Origin of the sequence: Amycolatopsis suaedae (genome assembly GCF_004214935.1) — a bacterium.
Lineage (GTDB): Bacteria > Actinomycetota > Actinomycetes > Mycobacteriales > Pseudonocardiaceae > Amycolatopsis > Amycolatopsis suaedae.
In genome coordinates, this window is record NZ_SFCC01000003.1 from 227165 (window position 1) to 247522 (window position 20358).

Below are 20358 nucleotides of genomic sequence, written 5' to 3' on the forward strand. Positions count from 1 at the left end.
GAGCGGCCTTTGGGCTCGTCAGTCCAGACGCCGACGGGCCCGACCTAGCGGGGGGCTGTCTCCAGCGCGGCCTGGCGCTTGCGCACGACCAGGTAGCCGACGCCGATCAGCACGCCGACGACCGGCGTGACGTACAGCGCGATCCGGGTGTCTTCGGAGAACCCGAGCAGCACCACCACCAGCGCCAGGAACGCCAGTCCGAAGTAGCCGGTCCACGGCGCGCCGGGCATCCGGAAGCCGGACTTCGGCAGCTCGCCCGCGTCGGCCTTGCGCCGGTAGCGCAGCTGGCACACCAGGATCACGCCCCACGTCCACAGCACCCCGACGGTGGCGACGCTGGTGACGTAGGTGAACGCCTTCTCCGGCACCACGGCGTTGATCAGGATGCCCAGTGCCATGACCGCCGCGGAGGCGTAGATGCTGGCCGCGGGGACCTTGCGGCTGGACAGCTTGGTGAACGCCTTCGGCGCCGAGCGCTGCACGGCCAGCGTGCGCAGCATGCGGCCGGTGGAGTAGATGCCGGAGTTGCACGACGACAGCGCCGCGGTCAGCACGACGAACTGGATGATCCCGGCCGCGCCGTGGATGCCGATGACGTCGAACGCCTTGACGAACGGGCTCTCGCCCTCGCGGAACTCCGTCCACGGGACCAGCGACAGCAGCACGACCAGCGCGCCGACGTAGAACACGGCGATCCGCACGACCACGTTGTTGATGGCCTTGGGCAGCACCTTCTGCGGGTCGCGCGCCTCGCCGGCGGTAAGGCCGATCAGCTCCACGCCGAGGTAGGCGAACATGACGCTCTGCAGGGCGAGCAGCGCGCCGTCGACGCCGCCCGCGAAGAACCCGCCGTGGTCCCACAGGTGCGCGAACGACGCGGTGTCACCGGCCGGTCCGAAGCCGAACAGGATCACCGCCAGCCCGAGCAGGATGGCGCCGACGATCGTGACCACCTTGATCATCGAGAACCAGAACTCGAACTCGCCGAACACCTTCACCGAGATGAGGTTGGCCAGGAACAGCAGGCCGAGCACGACCGCCGCGGTGACCCACTGCGGGATCGAGGGGAACCAGTACTGCACGTAGATTCCGGCCGCGGTGATCTCGGCCATCGCGGTGACCACCCACATCAGCCAGTACACCCAGCCGGTGGCGAATGCCGCGAACCGGCCGAGGAACTCCTCGGCGTAGTCGGCGAAACTACGCGAAACGGGCCGGTACACCAGCAGTTCGCCGAGTGCCCGCATGATGAGGAAGATGACGACGCCGGCCAGGGCATACGAGGCGATCAGCGCCGGTCCCGACGCCTCGATCGCGGCCCCCGCGCCGAGGAAGAGCCCGACCCCGATGGCGCCGCCGATCGCCATCATGCTGATCTGCCGGTTCTTGAGTCCCCGTTCGTAGCCCTCGTCGTCGACGTTCGGACTGGTCTGCTGCTGATCCATGGTGGTCCTCCGTGCTCGACCCTTCCGGTTAGCAAGCGTTCACGCTGCCGGTGGACCGCACCCTATTCCCCGGCCGGTCGATGCCGCTGCGGGGGTCAGACTGCGCGCCCGGGCTCCCGCAGCAACGCGACGGTCGCGCAGCCGCTGGCCAGCAGCCAGATGACCGGACCCGCGGTCCCGCCGACGAGGTCGACGTGGCCGGGCAGCACGAGGAGCAGCAGGAAGGCGACGTCGACGATCCCCAGCACGACGACGTTGATCCAGTACCCGGCGCGGCTGTTCACCCGGTTCATGGTCAGCGCGACGAAGATGGCCTGCCCGCCCAGCACCGTCACGCAGACGAAGAACAACAGGCTCTCGGCTGCCAGCTCGGCGCCGGGTACGCCGTCGGCGAGGGCGCTGATCACCATCGACACGCCGAGGCCCATGTGCAGCAGCCCCCACAACACGTACAGCGCGGCGGCGCCGGTGGCCCACCGCCGGGCCACCGGAATCCCGGCCGGGCGCACGTCCTCGCGGTTCGTCATGGGCGGAAACCTATTGCCGCGCAAGCCCGATCACATCGGGGTAATCACCGACCCGCCCCGGAGATCGGGCGGTCAGTCCAGGAGCGCGGCGGCCATGCGGTCGAGGAAGGCCGGCGCGTCGACGGCGGTCGCCACGCGGACCGGCGGCCTCGTCTGGTCCTGCCCGGCCAGCCGGTACGGCCGCAGGTCGACGACGGTGCGGCCCCGGGTGTGGGTGCCGCGCAGCTCCACGTCGACGACGTGCTCGCCGTAGGTCGCCAGCGTGGGATCGACCGCGATGGCCGCGGCCAGCGCGTCGTGCAGCGTCACGATGTGCTCGCTGAACAGGCCCTCGTACACCGTGGCGTAGTGGTTGAGCAGCCTGCTGGCGAAGCGGGCCCGCGGGGTCGTCGCGGCGGCGAGCCGGTCGAGCCAGGCCGCGTCCGCGCGGGCGGTCTCGGTGACGTCCAGGCCGACCAGGGTGAGGTTCAGGCCCGCGCCGTAGACCAGGTCCGCCGCTTCCGGGTCGTGCGCGGTGTTGGCCTCCGCCTGGCCGGTGATGTTGCCCGGGGCGTTGACCGAGCCGCCCATGACCACGACGGAGCGCAGCAGCGCGGGCAACCGGGGCTCCAGCAGCAGCGCGAGCGCCAGGTTGGTGAGCGGGCCGATGGCCAGGACGGTCAGCTCGCCGGGGTGCCTGCGGGCCAGCCGCACCAGCTGCTCGGCAGCCGATTCCTCGACCGTGCCGCGGCCGTCGGCCAGTTCGACGCCGTGGCCGCCGAGCCCGTCGGCGCCGTGGATGAACTCGGCGAACGTGGGCGGCTGGGCCAGCGGGCGCGCGGCGCCGATGGCGACCGGGACGTCGGCGAGCCCTGCCACGTCGAGGATCTGCAACGCGTTGCGGGCACCTGCCGTCGCCTCGACGTTGCCGTGAACCGTTCCGACGGCGGCGATCTCCACGCCGGGCTGCGCCGCGAGGTACAGCAGCGCGACCGCGTCGTCGATGCCGGGATCGGTGTCGATGACCATCCGCACGCCCGGATTGTGCCAGAAATCCGCGCCTGTCAGCCGCTGGTGGTATTCCGGCGTCATCCCGCCGGTCGATGACCGGATCGTGGCCGTGGCCCAATGCTGGCTGACGTCGCACATCCCCGGTGCTCAGGAGAATCCCGATGAAGGTAGACATTCGTCAGCGCCCGTCGTTCGCCGTGGCCAGGCTGCTGCTCGACCCCGGCGAGCCCGTGCGGGTCGAGTCCGGCGCCATGGTGGCCACCAGCCACGGCGTCGATGTCTCGGCCAAGGCCCAGGGCGGGCTCATGAAGGGCCTCAGCCGGGCTGTGCTCGGTGGCGAGTCGTTCTTCGTCTCCACCTACACCGCGCCGCAGGACGGCGGCTGGGTCGACGTCGCGTCCAACCTCCCGGGCGACAGCCAGGTCATCGACCTGGACGGCAGCGTCGGCTGGTGCGTCACGCGGGGTTGCTGGCTGGCGTCGTCGCACGGCGTCGAGACGGAGACCAAGTGGGGCGGTTTCGGCAAGCTGGTCGGCGGTGAGGGCGGTTTCCTCACCCACGTCACCGGCCAGGGGCAGCTCGTCATCGCCTGCTACGGCGCGCTCGAGTCGGTGGTGCTGCAACCCGGCGAGACGATCACGATCGACTCCGGTCACGTCGTCGCCTACGCCGACACCGTCCAGTCCACCACCCGCAAGGTCGCCGCCGGGGTGCTGCAGTCGGTGAAGAGCGGCGAGGCGCTGGTGTTCGACTTCACCGGACCCGGCCAGGTCTACACCCAGACCCGCAACCCCAGCGCCCTCGTCTCGTGGTTGGCCGGCCGGGTCGGCAAGGGCTAACGTCGCCCCGGTGCGGATCACCTCACTGCGTACCTATCTCGTCCCACCCCGGTGGTGCTTCCTGCGGATCGACACCGACGAGGGCCTCACCGGCTGGGGCGAACCGGTCGTCGAGGGACGCGCCGCCACGGTCGCGGCGGCGGTCGGGGAACTGGCCGACTATCTCGTCGGCCAGGATCCGCTGCGCATCGAGGACCACTGGCAGACCCTGACCAAGGGCGGCTTCTACCGGGGTGGGCCGGTGCTGTCCAGCGCCGTCGCGGGAATCGACCAGGCGTTGTGGGACATCGCGGGAAAGTCGCTCGGTGTGCCGGTGCACCAGCTCCTCGGCGGACACGTGCGCGACCGGATCCGGGTGTACAGCTGGATCGGTGGCGACGAACCGGCCGAGGTGGCGCAGGCCGCGCTGGAACGGCAGGCACACGGCTTCACCGCGGTGAAGATGAACGCCTCCGGCGCACTGGCCCGGATCGACACCCCCGAGGCGGTGACCGGGATCGTCGACCGGGTCGCCAGCGTCCGCGAAGCGACCGGGCCGGGGTTCGACATCGCGGTGGACTTCCACGGCAGGCTCACCACGGCCATGGCACGGCGGGTGCTGCCGCTGCTGGAGCCGCTGTTGCCGTTCTTCGTCGAGGAACCGGTGGTGCCGGAGTGCAGTGAGCACATCGGCGACGTCGTGACGTCGACCAGCATCCCGATCGCCACCGGCGAGCGGCTGTACTCCCGCTGGGACTTCAAACGCGTGCTGGACAAGGGAATCGCCGTGGCGCAGCCGGATCTCTCGCACGCGGGCGGCATCTCCGAGACGCGGCGCATCGCCGCCATGGCCGAGGCCTACGACGTCGCGCTCGCCCCGCACTGCCCGCTCGGCCCGATCGCGCTCGCGGCCAGCCTGCAGCTCGGGTTCGCCACGCCGAACCTGCTCATCCAGGAACAGAGCCTCGGCATCCACTACAACCAGGGGTCGGACCTGCTGGACTACCTGGTGGACACGTCGGTGTTCGGCTACCGGGACGGCTACGTCGAGCGGTTCACCGGGCCGGGGCTGGGAATCGAGGTCGACACGGCCGCGGTGGAACGGGCCGCCGAGTCCGGGCACCGCTGGCGCAACCCGGTCTGGCGCACGCCGGACGGCGCGCTCGCCGAGTGGTGACTTGCTTCGCTGATCCCCTTTGTCGGATTTCGCGCAAATATCGCGTAAAGATCCGTAGGTGCCACCGGCAGGATTTCGGAAACGGGCATGCTGGACGTGCACCGTGATCTGGGAAATCCACTGGAGGAAAGTGTGAGCAGTACGGATGAGCTGGTTGTCCCGGCCTGTGTGGACAGCCCTGTCCGTCCGAAACAGCCCAGCACACGGTTTTCCCGGTGGCTGTTGCAGCACCGGGTGCCACCCGTCGGGCCGGAGAGCGGTGAGGGGCACGGAACGCCACAGTCGTGGTGGAAGGTCATGTGCCTCACCGGCGTCGACTATTTCTCGACATTGTCCTATCTGCCTGGAATCGCCGCGCTGGCTTCCGGCGCGCTTTCCCCGCTGGCGACGTTGCTGATCGTCGTGCTGACGTTGTTCGGAATGCTGCCGATGTACTGGCGGGTGGCGAAGGAGAGCCCGCACGGCCAGGGGTCGGTGGCCATGCTGGAGGATCTGCTCCCGTTCTGGCGGGGCAAGATCTTCGTGCTGGTACTGCTCGGTTTCGTGGCGACGTCGTGGATCATCACGATCACCCTGTCGTCGGCCGACGCCACCGTGCACCTGCTGGAGAACCCGATCACGCCGGGCTTCCTGCACGGCCACGAGGTCACCATCACGGTGGTGCTGCTGCTGATCCTCGGCGGCGTGTTCCTGCTCGGCTTCACCGAGGCCGTCGGCGTCGCCATCCCGCTGGTCGCGGTGTTCCTCCTGCTCAACGCCGTCGTGGTCGGCGCGGGCGTCATCGAGGTGCTCGGCCGCCCGGAGACGTTCACCGCCTGGACCGACGCGCTGACCTCCGGACGCGGTGGCGTCACCGACATCGTCGGGCCCGCCATCCTCGCGTTCCCCAGCCTGGTGCTGGGCCTGTCCGGCTTCGAGACCGGCGTCAGCATGATGCCGCTGGTCGCGGCCGAGGGGAAGTCGGCGGCCGAGCGCCTCGCCAAGCGGATCCGCAACACCCGGCGGCTGCTGACCACCGCCGCGGTGATCATGTCGGTGTACCTGCTCAGCACCAGCTTCGTCACCACCGTGCTCATCCCGCACAAGGAGTTCGAGCCGGGCGGCGCGGCCAACGGCCGGGCCATGGCCTACCTCGCCCACCAGTACCTCGGCGAGGTGGTCGGCACCGCCTACGACATCTCCAGCGTGCTGATCCTGTGGTTCGCCGGGGCGTCGGCGATGGCGGGCCTGATCAACATCGTGCCCCGCTACCTGCCGTCCTACGGCATGGCGCCGGACTGGGGCAGGGCGGTGCGGCCGGTGGTGGTGGTCTACACCCTGATCAGCATCGGTATCACGATCGCGTTCGGCGCGGACGTCAACTCCCAGGCGGGTGCCTACGCCACCGGAATCCTGGCGATGATGGTGTCCGGTGCGGTCGCGGTGCTGATCTCCTCGGCCCGCAGGCGCCGCCGGGGTGCGGTCGCCGGGTCGGCCGTGCTCACCCTGGTGCTGCTCTACGCGCTGGCGGAGAACATCATCGAAAAGCCGGACGGCATCGCCATCTCCGCGGTGTTCATCCTCGGCGTCATCGTCGTCTCGCTGATCTCCCGCGTCACCAGGACGACCGAGCTGCGGGCCGACAGCATCGAGTTCGACGACGCCGCGCGCCGGTTCATCACCGAGTCGATCGCGTTCGACGGCCAGCTCGACATCATCGCCAACAAGCGGCAGGCCGGTGACGAGGCCGAGTACTCGGCCAAGGAGGGCGAGCAGCGCGGCCTCAACCCGGTGCCGCGGTCGAATGACGTGCTGTTCCTGGAGATCGACGTCATCGACCCGTCGGACTTCAGCGACGTGCTGCAGGTACGCGGCGTCGAGGTCGCCGGGCACCGGATCCTGCGGGTGGACAGCCCGGCGGTGCCCAACGCCATCGCCGCCGTGCTGCTGGCCCTGCGGGACAGCACCGGCGTGCGGCCGCACTGCTACTTCGAATGGTCGGAGGGCAATCCGCTCGGGCACCTGTTCCGCTACCTCATCCTCGGGCAGGGCGACACGCCGCCGGTGGTGCGGGAGATCCTGCGGCAGCACGACGAGGAGGACCCGTCCCGGCGGCCGGGCATCCACGTCGGCGGTTAGACGCCGTCGCCGGTCCCACGATTGAATGACGCCACAGGCACCCGTCCGAGGAGCCCGAGCCGGAGGTCACCGTGGCAGAGACCAGCCCCCGCGATGTCGAACGCATCTACTCCACCGCCGATGTCGTGGCGAAGCTGCGCAGGCTAGCCGACGCGCTGGAGACCGAGACGCCGTTCCGCATCCAGATCGCCGGGGAGCGGATCCGGGTTCCCGCCAGGGCGCAGTTCTCCATCGAGCACGAGCGCGGGGACGGCGAGGAGGAGATCGAGTTCCAGCTGAAGTGGGACATCCCCGAGGCCGAAGAGGAGGACGACGACGCCGAGCAGTCGCCCGTCGTCTGACGCCCTTCCGTCTCGTCCAAAGCACGTGAAGGCCACCTTCATTACGTCTCACGTGGTGAAGGTGGCCTTCACGTGCTTCGGGCGTCCCGGGACGTGCGGTTTTCCGGCCGCGCTAGGCTCCCTCCGTGTCCGAACCGGCTGACAGGGACGAGCGCCTGCGAACGCTCGAGGCTGTCACCGACAGCGCGCTGGGGCACCTCGACCTGGACACCCTCCTCGAACGGCTGCTGAACCGGCTGCGTGATCTGCTCGGGGTGGACACCGCCACCGTGCTGCAGTACGAACCGTCGGCCGAGCAGCTGGTGGCCGTCGCCGCGGCGGGTCTGGAGGAGGAGGTCTTCCAGGGCGTGCGGGTTCCCGTCGGCGCCGGATTCGCCGGCCGGGTAGCCGCCCTGCGCGAGCCGGTGACGGTTGACCACGTCGACAGCACGACGGTGGTCAACCCGCTGCTCTGGGAAAAGGGCCTCAAGACCCTCCTCGGCGCGCCGATGCTGGTCGGCGGTGACCTGATCGGTGTCGTGCACATCGGTTCGCTGAAACAGCGGGAGTTCACCGCGGGCGACGTCGAACTGCTGGAGCTGGTCGCCGGCCGGCTGGCGCTGGCGATGCAGGCGGAGGCGACCACCGCCGAGCGCGCGGCGGCCTCGGCGCTGCAGCGCAGCCTGCTGCCCGGCCGGCTCCCGAGCATCGACGACATGGAGTTCGCCGCGCGCTACGTTCCCGGCGCCAAGGCCGCGGTCGGCGGGGACTGGTACGACCTGTTCCCGCTGCCGGGCGACCGGCTGGGGATCGTGATCGGCGACGTCGCGGGCCACGGTCTGCAGGCTGCCGTCGTGATGGGCAGGCTGCGTAGCGCGTTGCGGGCCTACGCACTCGACGGCGACGACCCCGGCGAGGTACTGGGCAAACTGGACCGCAAGGCCGGTCACTTCGAGCACGGAGTGATGGCCACCGTGGGGTACGGCGTGATCGACCCCGCCCACGACCGGCTGCGGCTGTCGCTGGGCGGGCACCTGCCGCCGGTGCTCGCCACGACCGGCGGCGCCGAACTGGTGCCTGCCGAACCGGATCCGCCGATCGGCCTGTGGCGTGAACCCATGCCGCGGCACACCACCGAGGTGGCACTCCCGCCGGACAGCGTGCTCGCGTTCTACACCGACGGGCTCGTCGAACGCCGCCACATCCCGCTCGACGACGGCCTGGAGCGGCTACGCGGTGCGCTGCTGGTTGACCGTGCCGAGACCGTGTGCGCCCGCGCCATGTCGGTGATGGTCGGCAACGCTGCCCCGGAGGACGACGTCGCGCTGATCGTCGCGAGACGCCTGGGCGTAACAGCCGGCTGACGGCTTTTTCGCGCATCCGTACCGCTGGCGAGACGCCGTTACCGAACGTTCCGTGACGCGCCGGCATCATGCTAGTTTTGAATTCTCATTCTCTCTCGCGTTTTTCCCGAATTGGGGAAAGGAAAATTGATGAGACGCACTTCTCGTCTGTTGTTCGGTGCTGCCCTCGCGACGGCGATGATTGCCGGACCAGGCACGATGTCGGCTGCCGCGGAAGCGTGCGGCTGGCAGCCGACCGCACTTCCGCTTCCCGCCGGCGGTATTTCCGGTGTGGTGAGCGCGACCGACCATCAAGGTGGTTTCGCGGGCACGGTGAAGTTTTCCGACAGCACGCACATCATCGGCTGGAAGAACGGCAGAATCACCGACTACGGGTCCTTCTCGTCGCGCTTCGGCTCGATCCGGGTGTACGACCAGAACCGCGCGGGCACGATCGTCGGCTCGACGACCGCGGGCGCTCCCAGCATCCCGCCGCGCATCACCCCGTTCCGCACCACCGGAACGGGCACGGAAACACTGCCCGCCCTCACCGGCGCGACCATGACGTTCCCGTCGGCCGGTATCAACGACAAGGGTGACATCGCCGGCGGCTCCCGCACCAGCCGTTCCAGCCCCATCACGGCCATCCGGTGGCCGGCGAGCAAGCCGGGCACGGTGGAGAAGATCCCCGGCGCTCCGGAGACGGCCAACATCGCCGGGCTCGACGAGGACGGCACGGTGCTGGTCAACGTGCCCGAGAGCAGCCTGACCCAGCAGCGGCCGCACTTCCTGAAGGACGGCAAGCTCACCGCGCTGGGCAAGACCACCCCGAACGGCGACCTGCGTGGTGAGTCCGTGTCGGCGGGACGCGTCGTTGGCAGCCTGTACTACCAGAACTCGGCGGGCCAGTGGGTCGAGGACGCCGTCTTCTGGAACACCGACGGTGTCGCGCGCAAGCTGCCCAACGGCGAGACGGCCGTGGACATCAACCGGGACGGGCTGAGCGCGGGCGTCGCGAAGAACGGCCAGGCCGCGGTGTGGCGCCTCGGTGCCCTGGACGCGACGCTGGGTGCGGACACGGTCGCCAACACCGTCGGCGACGACGGTGCCGTCGCCGGCTCCCGCAAGGTGAACGGCGTCGAGCAGCCCACCGTCTGGCGCTGTAGCTGAGAGCACGTGAAGGCCACCTTCACCACGTCAGACGTGATGAAGGTGGCCTTCACGTGTTTCAGGACTCGGACTCGCGGTCGGTGACGGCGCGGCGGGCGTCGTCCGCCTTCGCACGCGCCGACTCGGCGCGGCGGCGGGCCGCGTCCGCGGCCTTGGTGGCCTGGCGCAGGGTGCGCTCGGCGTCGGCCAGTTCCCGCTCGGCCTCGTCGGCCGCCGCCTGGGCCGTCTCCGCCCTGCGCCGCAGGCGATCCAGTTCCGCCGCCCTGCGGGCGGCCTGCCGCTCCGCCTCCTTCGAGGCCGCCTCCGCCGCGGCCTTCTCGGCCTCGCGTGCCTTGCGTGCCTCGGCTTCCCGCCGCTTCTCGGCCTCCCGGTCGGGAGCCCGCGGGGCGGGCGCCACCGCGGCCGCGGTCAGCCAGCTCTCGCCCGCGTAGGGATCCAGCGCCGTGCTCAGACAGCCGCCGAGCACGACCTCGGCCGCCTCGGCGTCGGACGTCGCGGCGGCCAGGGTCTCGGTGACCTCCCGTGCCACGCTGTCGCTGACCTGGCCCAGCTTCCGCGCCCGCGCCAGCAGGCCGTCGACCAGCTCGTGCCGTTGCCGCGACAGGGCCCGCAGGTCGTCACCGGCCAGCTGCTGGTGCGCGGTGCGCAATTTCTCGCCGACCTCGGTCAGCTCGACCAGTTGATCGTGATGCTCGCGAGCGAGCCGGTTGACGAGCCAGGCGGCCATGGTCGGCTTGCGCAGACCGGCGATCTGCTTGGCCAGCTCCTTGTCGCCGGCCGAGCGGGCGCGTTTGACCCGCTCGTCTCGTTCGGCGGTGAAGTCCTCCCGCGTGCCGCCGTACAGCTCGTCGACAACCGACCGCAAATCCATCGGGCCAGCCAAGCACACCACCGCTGACCAGGCGAGCTGTGCGATCCGGTCGCCGTCCGACAGAATGGACGGCGTGCACCAGGAGTCATGGTTCGCTCACGCAGTTCCTGAGCCGTTCACATCTCCCTGTCACGCATGGGGCTCACCTCCTCGAGCCGGAGGGACGGGGGCGCGATGAACGACGACGAGGTGTCTGTCGCGGCCAGGCAGTTCGGCGACGCGTTGCGCACGCACCGCCGCGACGCCGGCCTGTCGCTGGACCACCTGGCCGCGCGCATCCACATCCACAAGAGCACGCTGAGCAGGCTGGAAAGCGGCAAACGGACACCGTCGCAGACCATAGCCAAGCTCTGTGACCAGGAACTCGGCGCGTCCGGCGTGCTGATCACGCTGGCCGCCGCGGCGCGGGCGGAGATGTACGCGCACCTGTCGCAGCTTCCCGCCGCCCCAGCCCGGTTCGTCGGCCGCGACGCCCAGCTGGCCGAACTCGACGAGGCCACCGCGGCGAGCCTGGACGACGCCGGCTCGGCCTCGGTCGTCCTGGTCGCGGGCCCGCCGGGCGTCGGCAAGACCGCGCTCGCGCTGCGCTGGGCCCACCGGGTGCACGAACGGTACGAGGGCGTGCTGTTCGCCAACCTGCGTGGCTACGGCGCGGGCGTTCCCGCGCAGCCGTCGGAAATCCTGCAGGACCTGCTGCGCGGCCTCGGCGTCACCCCGGACCGCATCCCGGCGGAGGAGGCGATGCGCGGCACGCTGTTCCGCAGCCTCCTGCACGGCAGGCGCTACCTCATCGTGCTGGACAACGCCGTGGACTCCCAGCAGGTCCGCCCGGTGCTGCCCGGCATGCCGACCTGCCCGGTGCTGGTGACCAGCCGCAAACGCCTCGGCGGCCTGATGGTCGACCCCGGCGCGACACCGGTCGCGCTCGCGCCGCTGGCCGAGCAGGAGGCGGCGAAGCTGCTCGCCACCCTGATCGGCCCCGGCCGGGCACGCGGTGCGCAGGACGCCGTCGACCGTGTGGTGAAGCTGTGTGCCTCGCTGCCGCTCGCGGTCCGCATCGCCGGGGAGCGGATCGCCCGCTATCCGCACCGCACGGTCGACGAACTGGCCGAGGAGTTCGGCCTGGAGATGCTGGCCGTCGGCGACGACGACACGATCAACGTCCGCGCCGCGTTCTCCTGGTCCTACCGTGCGTTGAGTCCGCCGGCCGCCCGGCTGTTCCGGTTGCTGGGCCTGCATCCCGGGCCGCGCATCAGCTTCGCCGCCGCGGCGGCGCTGGCGGGTCTCCCGCTCGGCACGGTGCGCGGGCAGCTGGAGGAACTGCTCGAGGCACACCTGATCCAGCAGACCAGCCGCGACTACTTCCAGTTCCACGACCTGCTGCGCAGCTATGCCGCCGAGGAGGCCGCCGCCGCGAAGTGGGACGACGAGCGCGCGCAGGCCGTGCACCGGCTGGCCGCCTGGTATCTGCACAGCGTCAACAGCGCCTGCGCGGTCCTCACACCGAACCGCGGGCACCACGACTACCTCGGCGAACCGCCCGAGGGCGTGGAACCCATGACGTTCACCGACTTCAACGACGCCTACCAGTGGTGCGTCGCCGAACTGGGCAGCATCACGCCGGTGGCACAACTGGCGCTGGACAGCGGGCTGCACGAGATCGCCTGGCGGCTCCCGGTGGAGTTGTTCGACTTCCATCTGATCAACCGGCCGTGGGAAACCTGGATCTCCAGCCACGACGTCGCGCTCGCCGCGGCGGAGGCGAGCGGGCACGACGAGGGCATCGTGTGGGTGTGCACCAACCTCGCCGAGGCACACCGCCGCCGCCACGACATGGAACGCACCCACGCGCTCTACACCAGGGCACTGGAGATCTGCGAGCGGACCGAGCGCACCGACCCGACGATCTACCACGTCTGGGCGCTGGTCGGCCTCGGCAACGTCGCGCACGAACGCGAGCAGTACGCCGACGCCGCGCGCTACCTGGAACGTGGTGTCGCCCGCGCCGTCGAACTCGGTTACCGCTTCGGCGAGGCGACCGGGCGCGTCCACCTCGGCAGGGCCTACCGCTCGCTGAACGAACGCGAGAAGGCCATGGACAACGGCAGACGCGCGCTGGAGTTCTACACCGAGGCCGGTGACGAGCAGGGCCGGGGCTACGCGCTGGTGCCACTTGCCCGTGCCTGCCTGCATTTCGACGACCTCGAGCAGGCGCTGGCCTACGCCGAGGACGCCGTCAGCTCCTACCGCACCTGCGGGGACACCTGGGGCGTCGCCGACGCGCTCGACGTCCGCGGCTGTGTTCTCGCCGAACTCGGCCGCACCGAGGAGGCCGTGACGAGCTGGCGTTCGGCCGAGGAACTCGTCGCCGACCTCGACGACCGCAAGGTGGCCGTCATCCGGTCGCGGCTGACGGCTGCCGGGTGAGTTCGATCGGCAGCTCGTAGAGCCCCCTGGTGATTGGGCTGGGCCACCACCGCAGTTCGTCCTCGGGGACCGCGAGCTTCGCGTCGGGCAGCAGGCGCAGCAGGGTCTCGACGACGACGTCGCCCTGGATGCGGGCCAGCGCCGCGCCGATGCAGATGTGCGGGCCCAGCCCGAACGCGATGTGCTTGCGGGTGCGGTCGCGCTCACCGGGACGAAAGGTGTCCGGCTCGTCGAACGCGGACGGGTCGCGGTTGGCGGCGAGCAGTGAGATCAGGATCGGGTCGCCGGGACGCATGGTGCGCCCGCCGATCTCCAGTTCCCTGGTGGGGAACCGCCAGGTGGCGTTCTGCAGCGGGCTGTGCAGCCGCAGCGTCTCCTCGATGACGGCGGTGCGGTGTTTCGGGTCGACCCGGGCCCGCTCCGCCTGCTCGGGATGGGTCAGCAGCGCCAGCGCCGACGTGGCAACGAGGCCGACCGTGGTCTCGTGCCCGCCGATCAGCACCAGGAACGCCGTGGACACGACCTCGTCCGCGGTGAGCTTGCCCTCGGTTTCCTGCTTGATGAGGTCGCTGATCAGGTCCGTGCCTGGTTCGTTCCGTTTGGCCGCGACGACCTCGGTCACCAGACGCTCCAGCGCGTCGGTGGCCTCGGCGACCTTCGTGTTGTCGCTGTCGTCGGACGAGTCGATCACCATGGCCCACCGGTGCACCTCCTCCCTCGCGTGCTCGGGGATGCCGATGAGGTCGCAGATGATGGCGATGGGCAGCGGGTAGGCCAGTTCGGCGACCAGGTCGCCGTGGCCGCGCTCGCGGATGGCGGCCAGCCGGTCCTCGGTGAGCCGCTGGGTGCGTTCGCGCAGCAGTTCCATCCGCCGGGCGGTGAACGCGCCCGCGCACGCCTTGCGGAGCCGGGCGTGGTCGGGCGGGTCGGCGTTGATCATGTGCGACGCCAGCGTCGGCCGGTGGTCCAGCGGCAGGCCCATCCCGGAAACCCGCCACGCGGGGTTGCCTGCCTCCGGGCTTTTCGCCAGGCTGGGTTCGGTCAGCGCGGTTACCGCGTCCTCGTACCGGGTGATCAGCCAGGCCCACGCCCCGCCGGGGAAGTCGATGCGATGCGGGGGACGTTCCCGCAGCCAGGCGTAGGCGGGGGACGGGTTGCGGTCGAACTCGGGACCGAACATGGCGGGGCCGGCGTGGGACATGCGCTTACGATGACTCGCGCCCGGACAAATGTGACCCTTTAGTCGGTTGCCAGTTGCCGACGCATTCTGTCAACGCCCCAACTCTTACCGTGAGCGCGCGAGCCCGCCACTATCGGAAAGTGCACGGTAAGTAGCGCCAGGAGTGTGCTGAACGTCCCGGCCCGTCGCGAGCGGTGATCCAGGCGGCGGCTCGCAAGGCGGAGGATCGCCCTCGTACCGGGGTCGTACTCGGGTGATCCGACAACGCAGCGAGGCGTCGTCTGGGCGCCGCGCAGCAGGGCTGGGTCGTTCAGCGCACTCCGAAGTCGCGGGGAAGGCGGGAAGGGCCGGGTGAGCGGGATGGGGCGGATACGGCCTCGGCAAGGTGCCGCGGTCCGGGTCCTCGCCGCCCTCCGGCTGGCCGCGCTCCGGGTGTGGCGGCTGCGTAAGCGATGCTGGCGAGTGCTCACCCACCCACGGGACTGGGGCCTGTGGGCGCTGCCGCCGATGGCGATCGTCTGGATGCTGCTGGTGGAGCTGGGAGTGGCCGCGGCCACCGGCTACGCCGCCGTGACCGCCGACCACAACCTCACCGATCTCGCCTGGTTCGGCGTCCTGCTGGCCTGCACCGTCTGGTACCTCGTGCACACCCAGGGACCGGAGGAGCAGGGCCGGCACACCGAGGGCAAGGTCGAGCACATCTCGCACACGCCGGTGTTCCTGTTCACCGGGGCGGTGCTGCTGCCCCCGGCGTACACCTTGATGCTGCTGCTGGTCATCCGGCTGCAGCGGTACTCCATCGCGCGCAAGCCGATGACCACCTACCTGCTCACCACCGCCGCGCACACCGCGAGCTGGCTCGGTGTCTACGTCATCGCGCGGCTTACCCCGATCGGGCGAGTTTTCGACACCGGGACGCTGCCGAGCGAACCCGCCAACATCGCCGTCGTCGTCGCGGCTCTGGCGGGCGCCGCGGTCTGGTACTTCGCCGCGCAGACGCTGATCATCGGCATCGCCCGCGGGCTGGCCTGGAAGCGGTGGACGCTGCGGGACCTGATCGGCGAGCGGCAGGACAACGCCGACTTCGTGCACGTGCTCCAGCTGGCCGTCGGCGCCACGGTGGTGGCCGCGTTCAGCGTGTTGCTGGTGCCGCTGGTGGTGACACCGGCGCTGATCCGGCTCACCCGGACGCAGCAGCTGCTGGTGGCCGCCGATGTGCGCAGCCGGTACGACGGCAAGACCGGGCTGCTCAACGCCGAGACGTTCCGTTCCATGGCCGAGCTGACGGTCATCGAGGACAGGGCACACGGCCAGCCGACGGCGATGCTGATGTGCGATCTCGACCACTTCAAGCGGTGGAACGACACCTACGGCCACCCCGGCGGCGATCTGGTGATCAAGGCCGTCGCCAGGACACTGCGGGCCCAGGTGCGGTCGCGGACCGACCTCGTCGGCCGGTTCGGCGGCGAGGAGTTCGCCGTGCTGCTGCCGGGAACCACGGTCGCCGAGGCCGAGCTGCTGGCGCAGCGGTTGCGGCAGGCGGTGCGGGACACGCACATCGACGGCCTCACCGACCAGGCCGGCGGCGCCGCGCTGCCGCCGAGGGCGGGGTGCACCGTGTCGATCGGGGTCGCCGCGGCGCCCGAGCACGGCACGGACTACGAGGAACTGCTGGAGCGCGCCGACCGCGCGGTGTACCAGGCCAAGCACGCAGGCCGGGACCGGGTGGCGGTGGCGGGCGACCTGCCCGAGGTGACCGCTCCGAAGCAGCGCGACCACCGTGAACCGGCCGGCAGGTTGGCGATCGAGGTGGCGTAACGGTTGGAACGTCTCGGGGGTGACGTGATGACAGTGAGACTGTGGTTCGGGCGCAGGGCCGACGACCTCGCCGACCCGGCGGAGCCGATGCGGCCCCGCCGGGGCAGGGTCAGGGGACGGCTGCGCTGGCGCCAGTGCCGCTACTGCGGCCGGGTGTCCTACCAGGACGACGACCGCTGCTGCGACACCTGCGCCGCGGCGTCCTGAACGCCGGTGAAGTACCCCAATGCCACATTGGGGGAGTTCAAGTACCCCAATGTGGCATTGGGGTACTTGAACTCCCCGAATGCCACATTGGGGGCGCGACGGAAGCCACATTGATCGGGCCCGCGACCCGCCCGCCGCTAGAGGCGCTCCTGCAGCGCCTCGGCGGCGGCCAGCAGGTCGGCCGCCCAGCGCGCACCGGGCTTGCGCCCGATGCGGTCGATCGGGCCGGACACCGACACGGCGGCGACCACGGAGCCGGAGGAGTCCCGCACCGGCGCGGACACACTGGCGACGCCCGGCTCGCGCTCGGCGACGCTCTGCGCCCAGCCGCGGCGGCGGACCTCCAGCAGCGTGCGCTCGCCGAAGACGGCGTCGGTGAGGATGGTGCGCTGCGTGTGCGGGTCGGCCCACGCGGCGAGAACCTTCGCGCCCGAGCCCGCGGTCATCGGCAGCCTTGATCCAATCGGGACGGTGTCGCGCAGACCACTCGGCGGCTCGGCCGTGGCCACGCAGACCCGCTGGACGCCGTCGCGGCGGTAGAGCTGGACGCTCTCGCCGGTGATGTCCCGCAGTTTGGGCAGTACCGAACCCGCCGCGTCGAGCAGGGGATCGGTTGTGCCCCCGGCCAGTTCGGCGAGCGCCGTGCCCGGCCGCCACCGGCCGTCCGGCCCTCTGCGCAGCAGCCGGTGCACTTCCAGGCCGACCGCGAGCCGGTGCGCGGTGGCGCGGGGAAGGCCGGTGCGGTTGCACAGCTCCGCCAGCCCGCAGGGGTCTTCGGCGACCGCCTGCAGGACGGCCACTGCCTTGTCCAATACTCCGATGCCGCTATGCTGTCCCACAGCGCGATACTATCTTCCCGAAGTTTGGGAAGTCCAGATGCTGGGATGATTGGGAACCGAGTCGCCGTCCGGCGTGGCTCGGCCCGCCGGCCGGAACCCGAGTTCTCCTTTCTCCCTGGCAACAGCAGTGGGAGGAAACCCTGATGGCCCGCACATTGGCGGAGAAGGTGTGGGACGCACACGTCGTGCGTCGCGGCGAGGGAGCCGAGCCCGATCTGCTCTACATCGACCTGCACCTGGTGCACGAGGTCACCAGCCCGCAGGCGTTCGACGGACTCCGCCTCGCGGGTCGTCCGGTCCGCAGGCCGGACCTGACGATCGCCACCGAGGACCACAACGTCCCGACCGTCGACATCGAGCTGCCGATCGCCGATCCGGTGTCCCGCACCCAGGTCGACACCCTTCGCCGCAACTGCAAGGAGTTCGGCGTCCGGCTACACCCGATGGGCGACGCGGAGCAGGGGATCGTCCACGTGATCGGCCCGCAGCTCGGCCTGACCCAGCCGGGGATGACCGTGGTGTGCGGTGACAGTCACACCTCCACGCACGGCGCGTTCGGCGCGATGGCGTTCGGCATCGGCACGTCCGAGGTCGAGCACGTGCTCGCCACCCAGACGCTGCCGCTGCGGCCGTTCAAGACGATGGCGATCAACGTGGACGGTCGGCTGCGGCCGGGCGTGACGGCCAAGGACATCATCCTCGCCGTCATCGCCAAGATCGGCACCGGCGGCGGCCAGGGCTACGTGCTGGAGTACCGCGGCGAGGCCATCGAGGCGCTATCGATGGAGGCGCGGATGACCATCTGCAACATGTCCATCGAAGCCGGCGCCCGCGCCGGGATGATCGCTCCGGACGAGACCACGTTCGCCTACCTGAAGGACCGCCCGCACGCCCCGAAGGGCGCCGACTGGGACGCCGCGGTGGAGAACTGGCGGTCGCTGCGCACCGACGACGACGCCGAGTTCGACGAGCAGGTCCACATCGACGCGAGCGAGCTGACCCCGTTCGTGACCTGGGGCACCAACCCCGGCCAGGGCCTGCCGCTGGGCGCGTCGGTCCCGGACCCGGAGGCCATCGCCGACGAGAACGAGCGGGCCGCCGCCGAGAAGGCCCTGTCCTATATGGACCTGCGTCCGGGCACCCCGCTGCGGGAGATCGCGGTCGACACCGTCTTCCTCGGGTCGTGCACCAACGGCCGGATCGAGGACCTGCGGGCCGCCGCCGACGTGCTGCGCGGCCACAAGGTCGCCAGCGGGGTCCGGATGCTCGTGGTGCCCGGTTCGATGCGCGTGCGCAAGGCGGCCGAGGAGGAGGGCCTTCACGAGGTCTTCACCGCGGCCGGCGCCGAGTGGCGTCAGGCCGGGTGCTCGATGTGCCTCGGCATGAACCCGGACCAGCTGGCGCCCGGTGAGCGCAGCGCGTCGACCTCCAACCGCAACTTCGAGGGGCGGCAGGGCAAGGGCGGCCGGACCCATCTGGTGTCCCCGCTCGTGGCGGCCGCGACGGCCGTGCGCGGCACCCTGTCCAGCCCCGAAGACCTCGTCTGATCAGGAGAAACACCCATGGAAGCGTTCACCACCCACACCGGCGTCGGCGTCCCGCTGCGCCGGTCCAACGTGGACACAGACCAGATCATCCCGGCCGTCTACCTGAAGCGGGTGACCCGCACCGGGTTCGAGGACGGGTTGTTCGCCGCCTGGCGTGGCGACGACACGTTCGTGCTCAACCAGGAGCCGTTCCGCGCGGGCAGCGTCCTCGTCGCCGGGCCGGACTTCGGCACCGGCTCCTCCCGTGAGCACGCCGTGTGGGCACTGATGGACTACGGCTTCCGGGTGGTCATCTCCTCCCGGTTCGCCGACATCTTCCGTGGCAACTCCGGCAAGCAGGGTCTGGTGGCCGCGCAGTGTGAGCAGGCCGACGTCGAGCAGCTGTGGAAGATCCTGGAGAACGAGCCCGGCACGGAGGTCACCGTCGACCTCCAGGCGAAGACCGTGCGGGCCAAAGAGTTCGTCGCCGGGTTCGCGATCGACGACTACACCCGCTGGCGGCTGCTCGAAGGGCTCGATGACATCGCTCTCACCCTCCGACACGCCGAAGCCATCGACTCGTTCGAGTCCGGTCGGCCTTCATGGAAGCCGGTGACCACTCTCCAGGCATCCCCGTAGGGGCAAAATCCCTGTTCGACAAGGGAATTCGTGCCCGGGCGACCTGCCCGCGGACTGCGTCGGACGGCTTGTGCGGGTGTCCCTCTAGAGGCGGAACCGCGCTCGCGGCAACAGAAACTTGCGCGCGCCGTTTGGAAAAATTGCGCGGTTGGTAATACCGTGTGCGCAAGTCGGCCTAACGTGGCCGTGTACAGGTTGTTCTGCTTGGAGGACTGGAATGGCCAACAAGGCCCAGCTGATCGAAGCGCTCTCGGAGCGTTTGGGCGACAAGAAGGTTGCATCGGCAGCGGTCGACGGCCTCGTCGACATCATCATCAGGACGGTCAACAAGGGCGAGAAGGTCAACATCACCGGCTTCGGTGTGTTCGAGAAGCGCGCCCGCGCCGCCCGCACCGCCCGCAACCCGCGGACCGGTGAGACCGTGCGGGTGAAGAAGACCAACGTCCCGGCCTTCCGCGCCGGCACCACGTTCAAGGACGTGGTGAGCGGTTCGAAGAAGCTGCCGAAGCTGACCGCCCCGAAGAAGGCGGCCGCCGCCACCCGTTCCACCGGTGGCACGACCGCGTCGCGCAGCACCACCACCCGTGCCGCGTCGAGCCGCACCACCGCGAGCCGTCCCGCTGCCACGCGCAGCACGACGACCCGCACGCGTGCCGCCTCGACCCGCACCACCGCGAGCCGGACCGCCACCAAGGCGGCGCCGAAGACGGCTGCCAAGAGCACCGCCAAGGCCACCACCGCTCGCAAGACCGCCACCAAGGCGGCGCCCAAGGCCGCGGCGAAGACCACCGCCAAGGCCGCGCCGAAGACGGCCGCGAAGAGCACGGCCGCCAAGAGCACGGCGAAGAAGGCCCCGGCGAAGAAGACCTCCGCCGCGGCGAAGAAGAAGTAACCGGGTAGGTATTTCGGTACCCGATTCGGCAGGGCCCCGTGCGACTCCGCA

The 20358-nt window shown here is 70.4% G+C and carries 18 protein-coding genes; 12 read left to right on the forward strand and 6 right to left on the reverse strand.

Annotation, left to right across the window (positions count from 1 at the left end):
• Positions 1 to 44: 44 nt before the first annotated feature.
• The 3 genes from EWH70_RS07105 to EWH70_RS07115 all read right to left on the reverse strand — a co-directional run bounded on the left by EWH70_RS07105 (position 45) and on the right by EWH70_RS07115 (position 2980).
• A complete protein-coding gene (locus EWH70_RS07105; protein WP_130474455.1) occupies positions 45 to 1445 on the reverse strand; it encodes an amino acid permease in 1401 nt (466 codons plus the stop codon).
• Between the two features lie 95 nt (positions 1446 to 1540).
• Positions 1541 to 1972 carry a hypothetical protein gene (locus EWH70_RS07110; RefSeq protein ID WP_205669054.1) on the reverse strand — a complete coding sequence of 144 codons (432 nt, stop codon included), beginning with the start codon at positions 1970 to 1972 and terminating at the stop codon, positions 1541 to 1543.
• Positions 1973 to 2044: 72 nt separating this feature from the next.
• Positions 2045 to 2980, reverse strand: coding sequence for a nucleoside hydrolase (locus tag EWH70_RS07115; RefSeq protein ID WP_240686875.1), 936 nt, complete (start codon positions 2978 to 2980; stop codon positions 2045 to 2047).
• A 143-nt stretch (positions 2981 to 3123) separates the two neighbouring features.
• On the opposite strand from EWH70_RS07115, the gene EWH70_RS07120 reads away from it, so the two are divergent.
• The 6 genes from EWH70_RS07120 to EWH70_RS07145 all read left to right on the forward strand — a co-directional run bounded on the left by EWH70_RS07120 (position 3124) and on the right by EWH70_RS07145 (position 9908).
• Positions 3124 to 3801 carry a TIGR00266 family protein gene (locus EWH70_RS07120; RefSeq protein WP_130474457.1) on the forward strand — a complete coding sequence of 226 codons (678 nt, stop codon included), beginning with the start codon at positions 3124 to 3126 and terminating at the stop codon, positions 3799 to 3801.
• Between the two features lie 10 nt (positions 3802 to 3811).
• Positions 3812 to 4957 (forward strand): galactonate dehydratase, encoded by a 1146-nt coding sequence (gene dgoD / locus EWH70_RS07125; protein WP_130474458.1) that lies wholly within the window; start codon positions 3812 to 3814, stop codon positions 4955 to 4957.
• Positions 4958 to 5044: 87 nt separating this feature from the next.
• On the forward strand, positions 5045 to 7075 hold the full coding sequence (locus EWH70_RS07130) for an APC family permease (protein WP_420809038.1): 2031 nt from the start codon (positions 5045 to 5047) through the stop codon (positions 7073 to 7075).
• 71 nt (positions 7076 to 7146) lie between these two features.
• Complete coding sequence (locus EWH70_RS07135; protein WP_130474460.1) at positions 7147 to 7416, forward strand: amphi-Trp domain-containing protein; 270 nt, start codon at positions 7147 to 7149, stop codon at positions 7414 to 7416.
• A 125-nt stretch (positions 7417 to 7541) separates the two neighbouring features.
• On the forward strand, positions 7542 to 8759 hold the full coding sequence (locus tag EWH70_RS07140; protein ID WP_130474461.1) for a PP2C family protein-serine/threonine phosphatase: 1218 nt from the start codon (positions 7542 to 7544) through the stop codon (positions 8757 to 8759).
• 312 nt (positions 8760 to 9071) lie between these two features.
• Positions 9072 to 9908, forward strand: a complete 837-nt coding sequence (locus EWH70_RS07145) for a hypothetical protein (protein WP_130474462.1) — start codon at positions 9072 to 9074, stop codon at positions 9906 to 9908.
• A 58-nt stretch (positions 9909 to 9966) separates the two neighbouring features.
• On the opposite strand, the gene EWH70_RS07150 is transcribed toward EWH70_RS07145, so the two are convergent.
• Complete coding sequence (locus EWH70_RS07150) at positions 9967 to 10779, reverse strand: hypothetical protein (protein ID WP_130474463.1); 813 nt, start codon at positions 10777 to 10779, stop codon at positions 9967 to 9969.
• Between the two features lie 174 nt (positions 10780 to 10953).
• On the opposite strand from EWH70_RS07150, the gene EWH70_RS07155 reads away from it, so the two are divergent.
• Positions 10954 to 13206, forward strand: a complete 2253-nt coding sequence (locus EWH70_RS07155; RefSeq protein WP_165436190.1) for an ATP-binding protein — start codon at positions 10954 to 10956, stop codon at positions 13204 to 13206.
• On the opposite strand, the gene EWH70_RS07160 is transcribed toward EWH70_RS07155, so the two are convergent.
• Positions 13175 to 14407 carry a cytochrome P450 family protein gene (locus EWH70_RS07160; RefSeq protein ID WP_205669055.1) on the reverse strand — a complete coding sequence of 411 codons (1233 nt, stop codon included), beginning with the start codon at positions 14405 to 14407 and terminating at the stop codon, positions 13175 to 13177. The genes EWH70_RS07155 and EWH70_RS07160 overlap by 32 nt on opposite strands.
• Positions 14408 to 14746: 339 nt before the next feature.
• Between EWH70_RS07160 and EWH70_RS07165 the strand changes: the two genes are divergently transcribed.
• Together EWH70_RS07165 and EWH70_RS07170 are read left to right on the forward strand one after the other, a co-directional pair.
• On the forward strand, positions 14747 to 16204 hold the full coding sequence (locus EWH70_RS07165) for a GGDEF domain-containing protein (RefSeq protein ID WP_130474465.1): 1458 nt from the start codon (positions 14747 to 14749) through the stop codon (positions 16202 to 16204).
• A 27-nt stretch (positions 16205 to 16231) separates the two neighbouring features.
• Complete coding sequence (locus tag EWH70_RS07170) at positions 16232 to 16411, forward strand: hypothetical protein (protein WP_130474466.1); 180 nt, start codon at positions 16232 to 16234, stop codon at positions 16409 to 16411.
• Positions 16412 to 16548: 137 nt separating this feature from the next.
• Here the strand turns inward: EWH70_RS07170 and EWH70_RS07175 are convergent, their stop codons facing one another.
• On the reverse strand, positions 16549 to 17250 hold the full coding sequence (locus EWH70_RS07175; protein WP_165436191.1) for an IclR family transcriptional regulator: 702 nt from the start codon (positions 17248 to 17250) through the stop codon (positions 16549 to 16551).
• Positions 17251 to 17393: 143 nt separating this feature from the next.
• Between EWH70_RS07175 and leuC the strand changes: the two genes are divergently transcribed.
• From leuC to EWH70_RS07190, 3 genes are all read left to right on the forward strand, one after another.
• Positions 17394 to 18797 (forward strand): 3-isopropylmalate dehydratase large subunit, encoded by a 1404-nt coding sequence (gene leuC, locus EWH70_RS07180; protein WP_130474467.1) that lies wholly within the window; start codon positions 17394 to 17396, stop codon positions 18795 to 18797.
• 15 nt (positions 18798 to 18812) lie between these two features.
• Positions 18813 to 19415, forward strand: coding sequence for a 3-isopropylmalate dehydratase small subunit (leuD, locus tag EWH70_RS07185; protein ID WP_130474468.1), 603 nt, complete (start codon positions 18813 to 18815; stop codon positions 19413 to 19415).
• A gap of 217 nt (positions 19416 to 19632) precedes the next feature.
• Positions 19633 to 20307: an HU family DNA-binding protein gene (locus EWH70_RS07190; RefSeq protein WP_130474469.1), complete on the forward strand. Its 675-nt coding sequence runs from the start codon at positions 19633 to 19635 to the stop codon at positions 20305 to 20307.
• Positions 20308 to 20358: the final 51 nt, after the last annotated feature.

What these genes read in the sequence shown, in the direction of transcription:
- EWH70_RS07105 (WP_130474455.1), bottom strand. Translation starts at nt 1,445, where the DNA reads ATGGATCAGCAGCAGACCAGTCCGAACGTCGACGACGAGGGCTACGAA.
- EWH70_RS07110 (WP_205669054.1), bottom strand. Translation starts at nt 1,972, where the DNA reads ATGACGAACCGCGAGGACGTGCGCCCGGCCGGGATTCCGGTGGCCCGG.
- EWH70_RS07115 (WP_240686875.1), bottom strand. Translation starts at nt 2,980, where the DNA reads ATGGTCATCGACACCGATCCCGGCATCGACGACGCGGTCGCGCTGCTG.
- EWH70_RS07120 (WP_130474457.1), top strand. Translation starts at nt 3,124, where the DNA reads ATGAAGGTAGACATTCGTCAGCGCCCGTCGTTCGCCGTGGCCAGGCTG.
- EWH70_RS07130 (WP_420809038.1), top strand. Translation starts at nt 5,045, where the DNA reads ATGCTGGACGTGCACCGTGATCTGGGAAATCCACTGGAGGAAAGTGTG.
- EWH70_RS07150 (WP_130474463.1), bottom strand. Translation starts at nt 10,779, where the DNA reads ATGGATTTGCGGTCGGTTGTCGACGAGCTGTACGGCGGCACGCGGGAG.
- EWH70_RS07155 (WP_165436190.1), top strand. Translation starts at nt 10,954, where the DNA reads ATGAACGACGACGAGGTGTCTGTCGCGGCCAGGCAGTTCGGCGACGCG.
- EWH70_RS07160 (WP_205669055.1), bottom strand. Translation starts at nt 14,407, where the DNA reads ATGTCCCACGCCGGCCCCGCCATGTTCGGTCCCGAGTTCGACCGCAAC.
- EWH70_RS07165 (WP_130474465.1), top strand. Translation starts at nt 14,747, where the DNA reads ATGGGGCGGATACGGCCTCGGCAAGGTGCCGCGGTCCGGGTCCTCGCC.
- EWH70_RS07170 (WP_130474466.1), top strand. Translation starts at nt 16,232, where the DNA reads ATGACAGTGAGACTGTGGTTCGGGCGCAGGGCCGACGACCTCGCCGAC.
- leuC (WP_130474467.1), top strand. Translation starts at nt 17,394, where the DNA reads ATGGCCCGCACATTGGCGGAGAAGGTGTGGGACGCACACGTCGTGCGT.
- leuD (WP_130474468.1), top strand. Translation starts at nt 18,813, where the DNA reads ATGGAAGCGTTCACCACCCACACCGGCGTCGGCGTCCCGCTGCGCCGG.
- EWH70_RS07190 (WP_130474469.1), top strand. Translation starts at nt 19,633, where the DNA reads ATGGCCAACAAGGCCCAGCTGATCGAAGCGCTCTCGGAGCGTTTGGGC.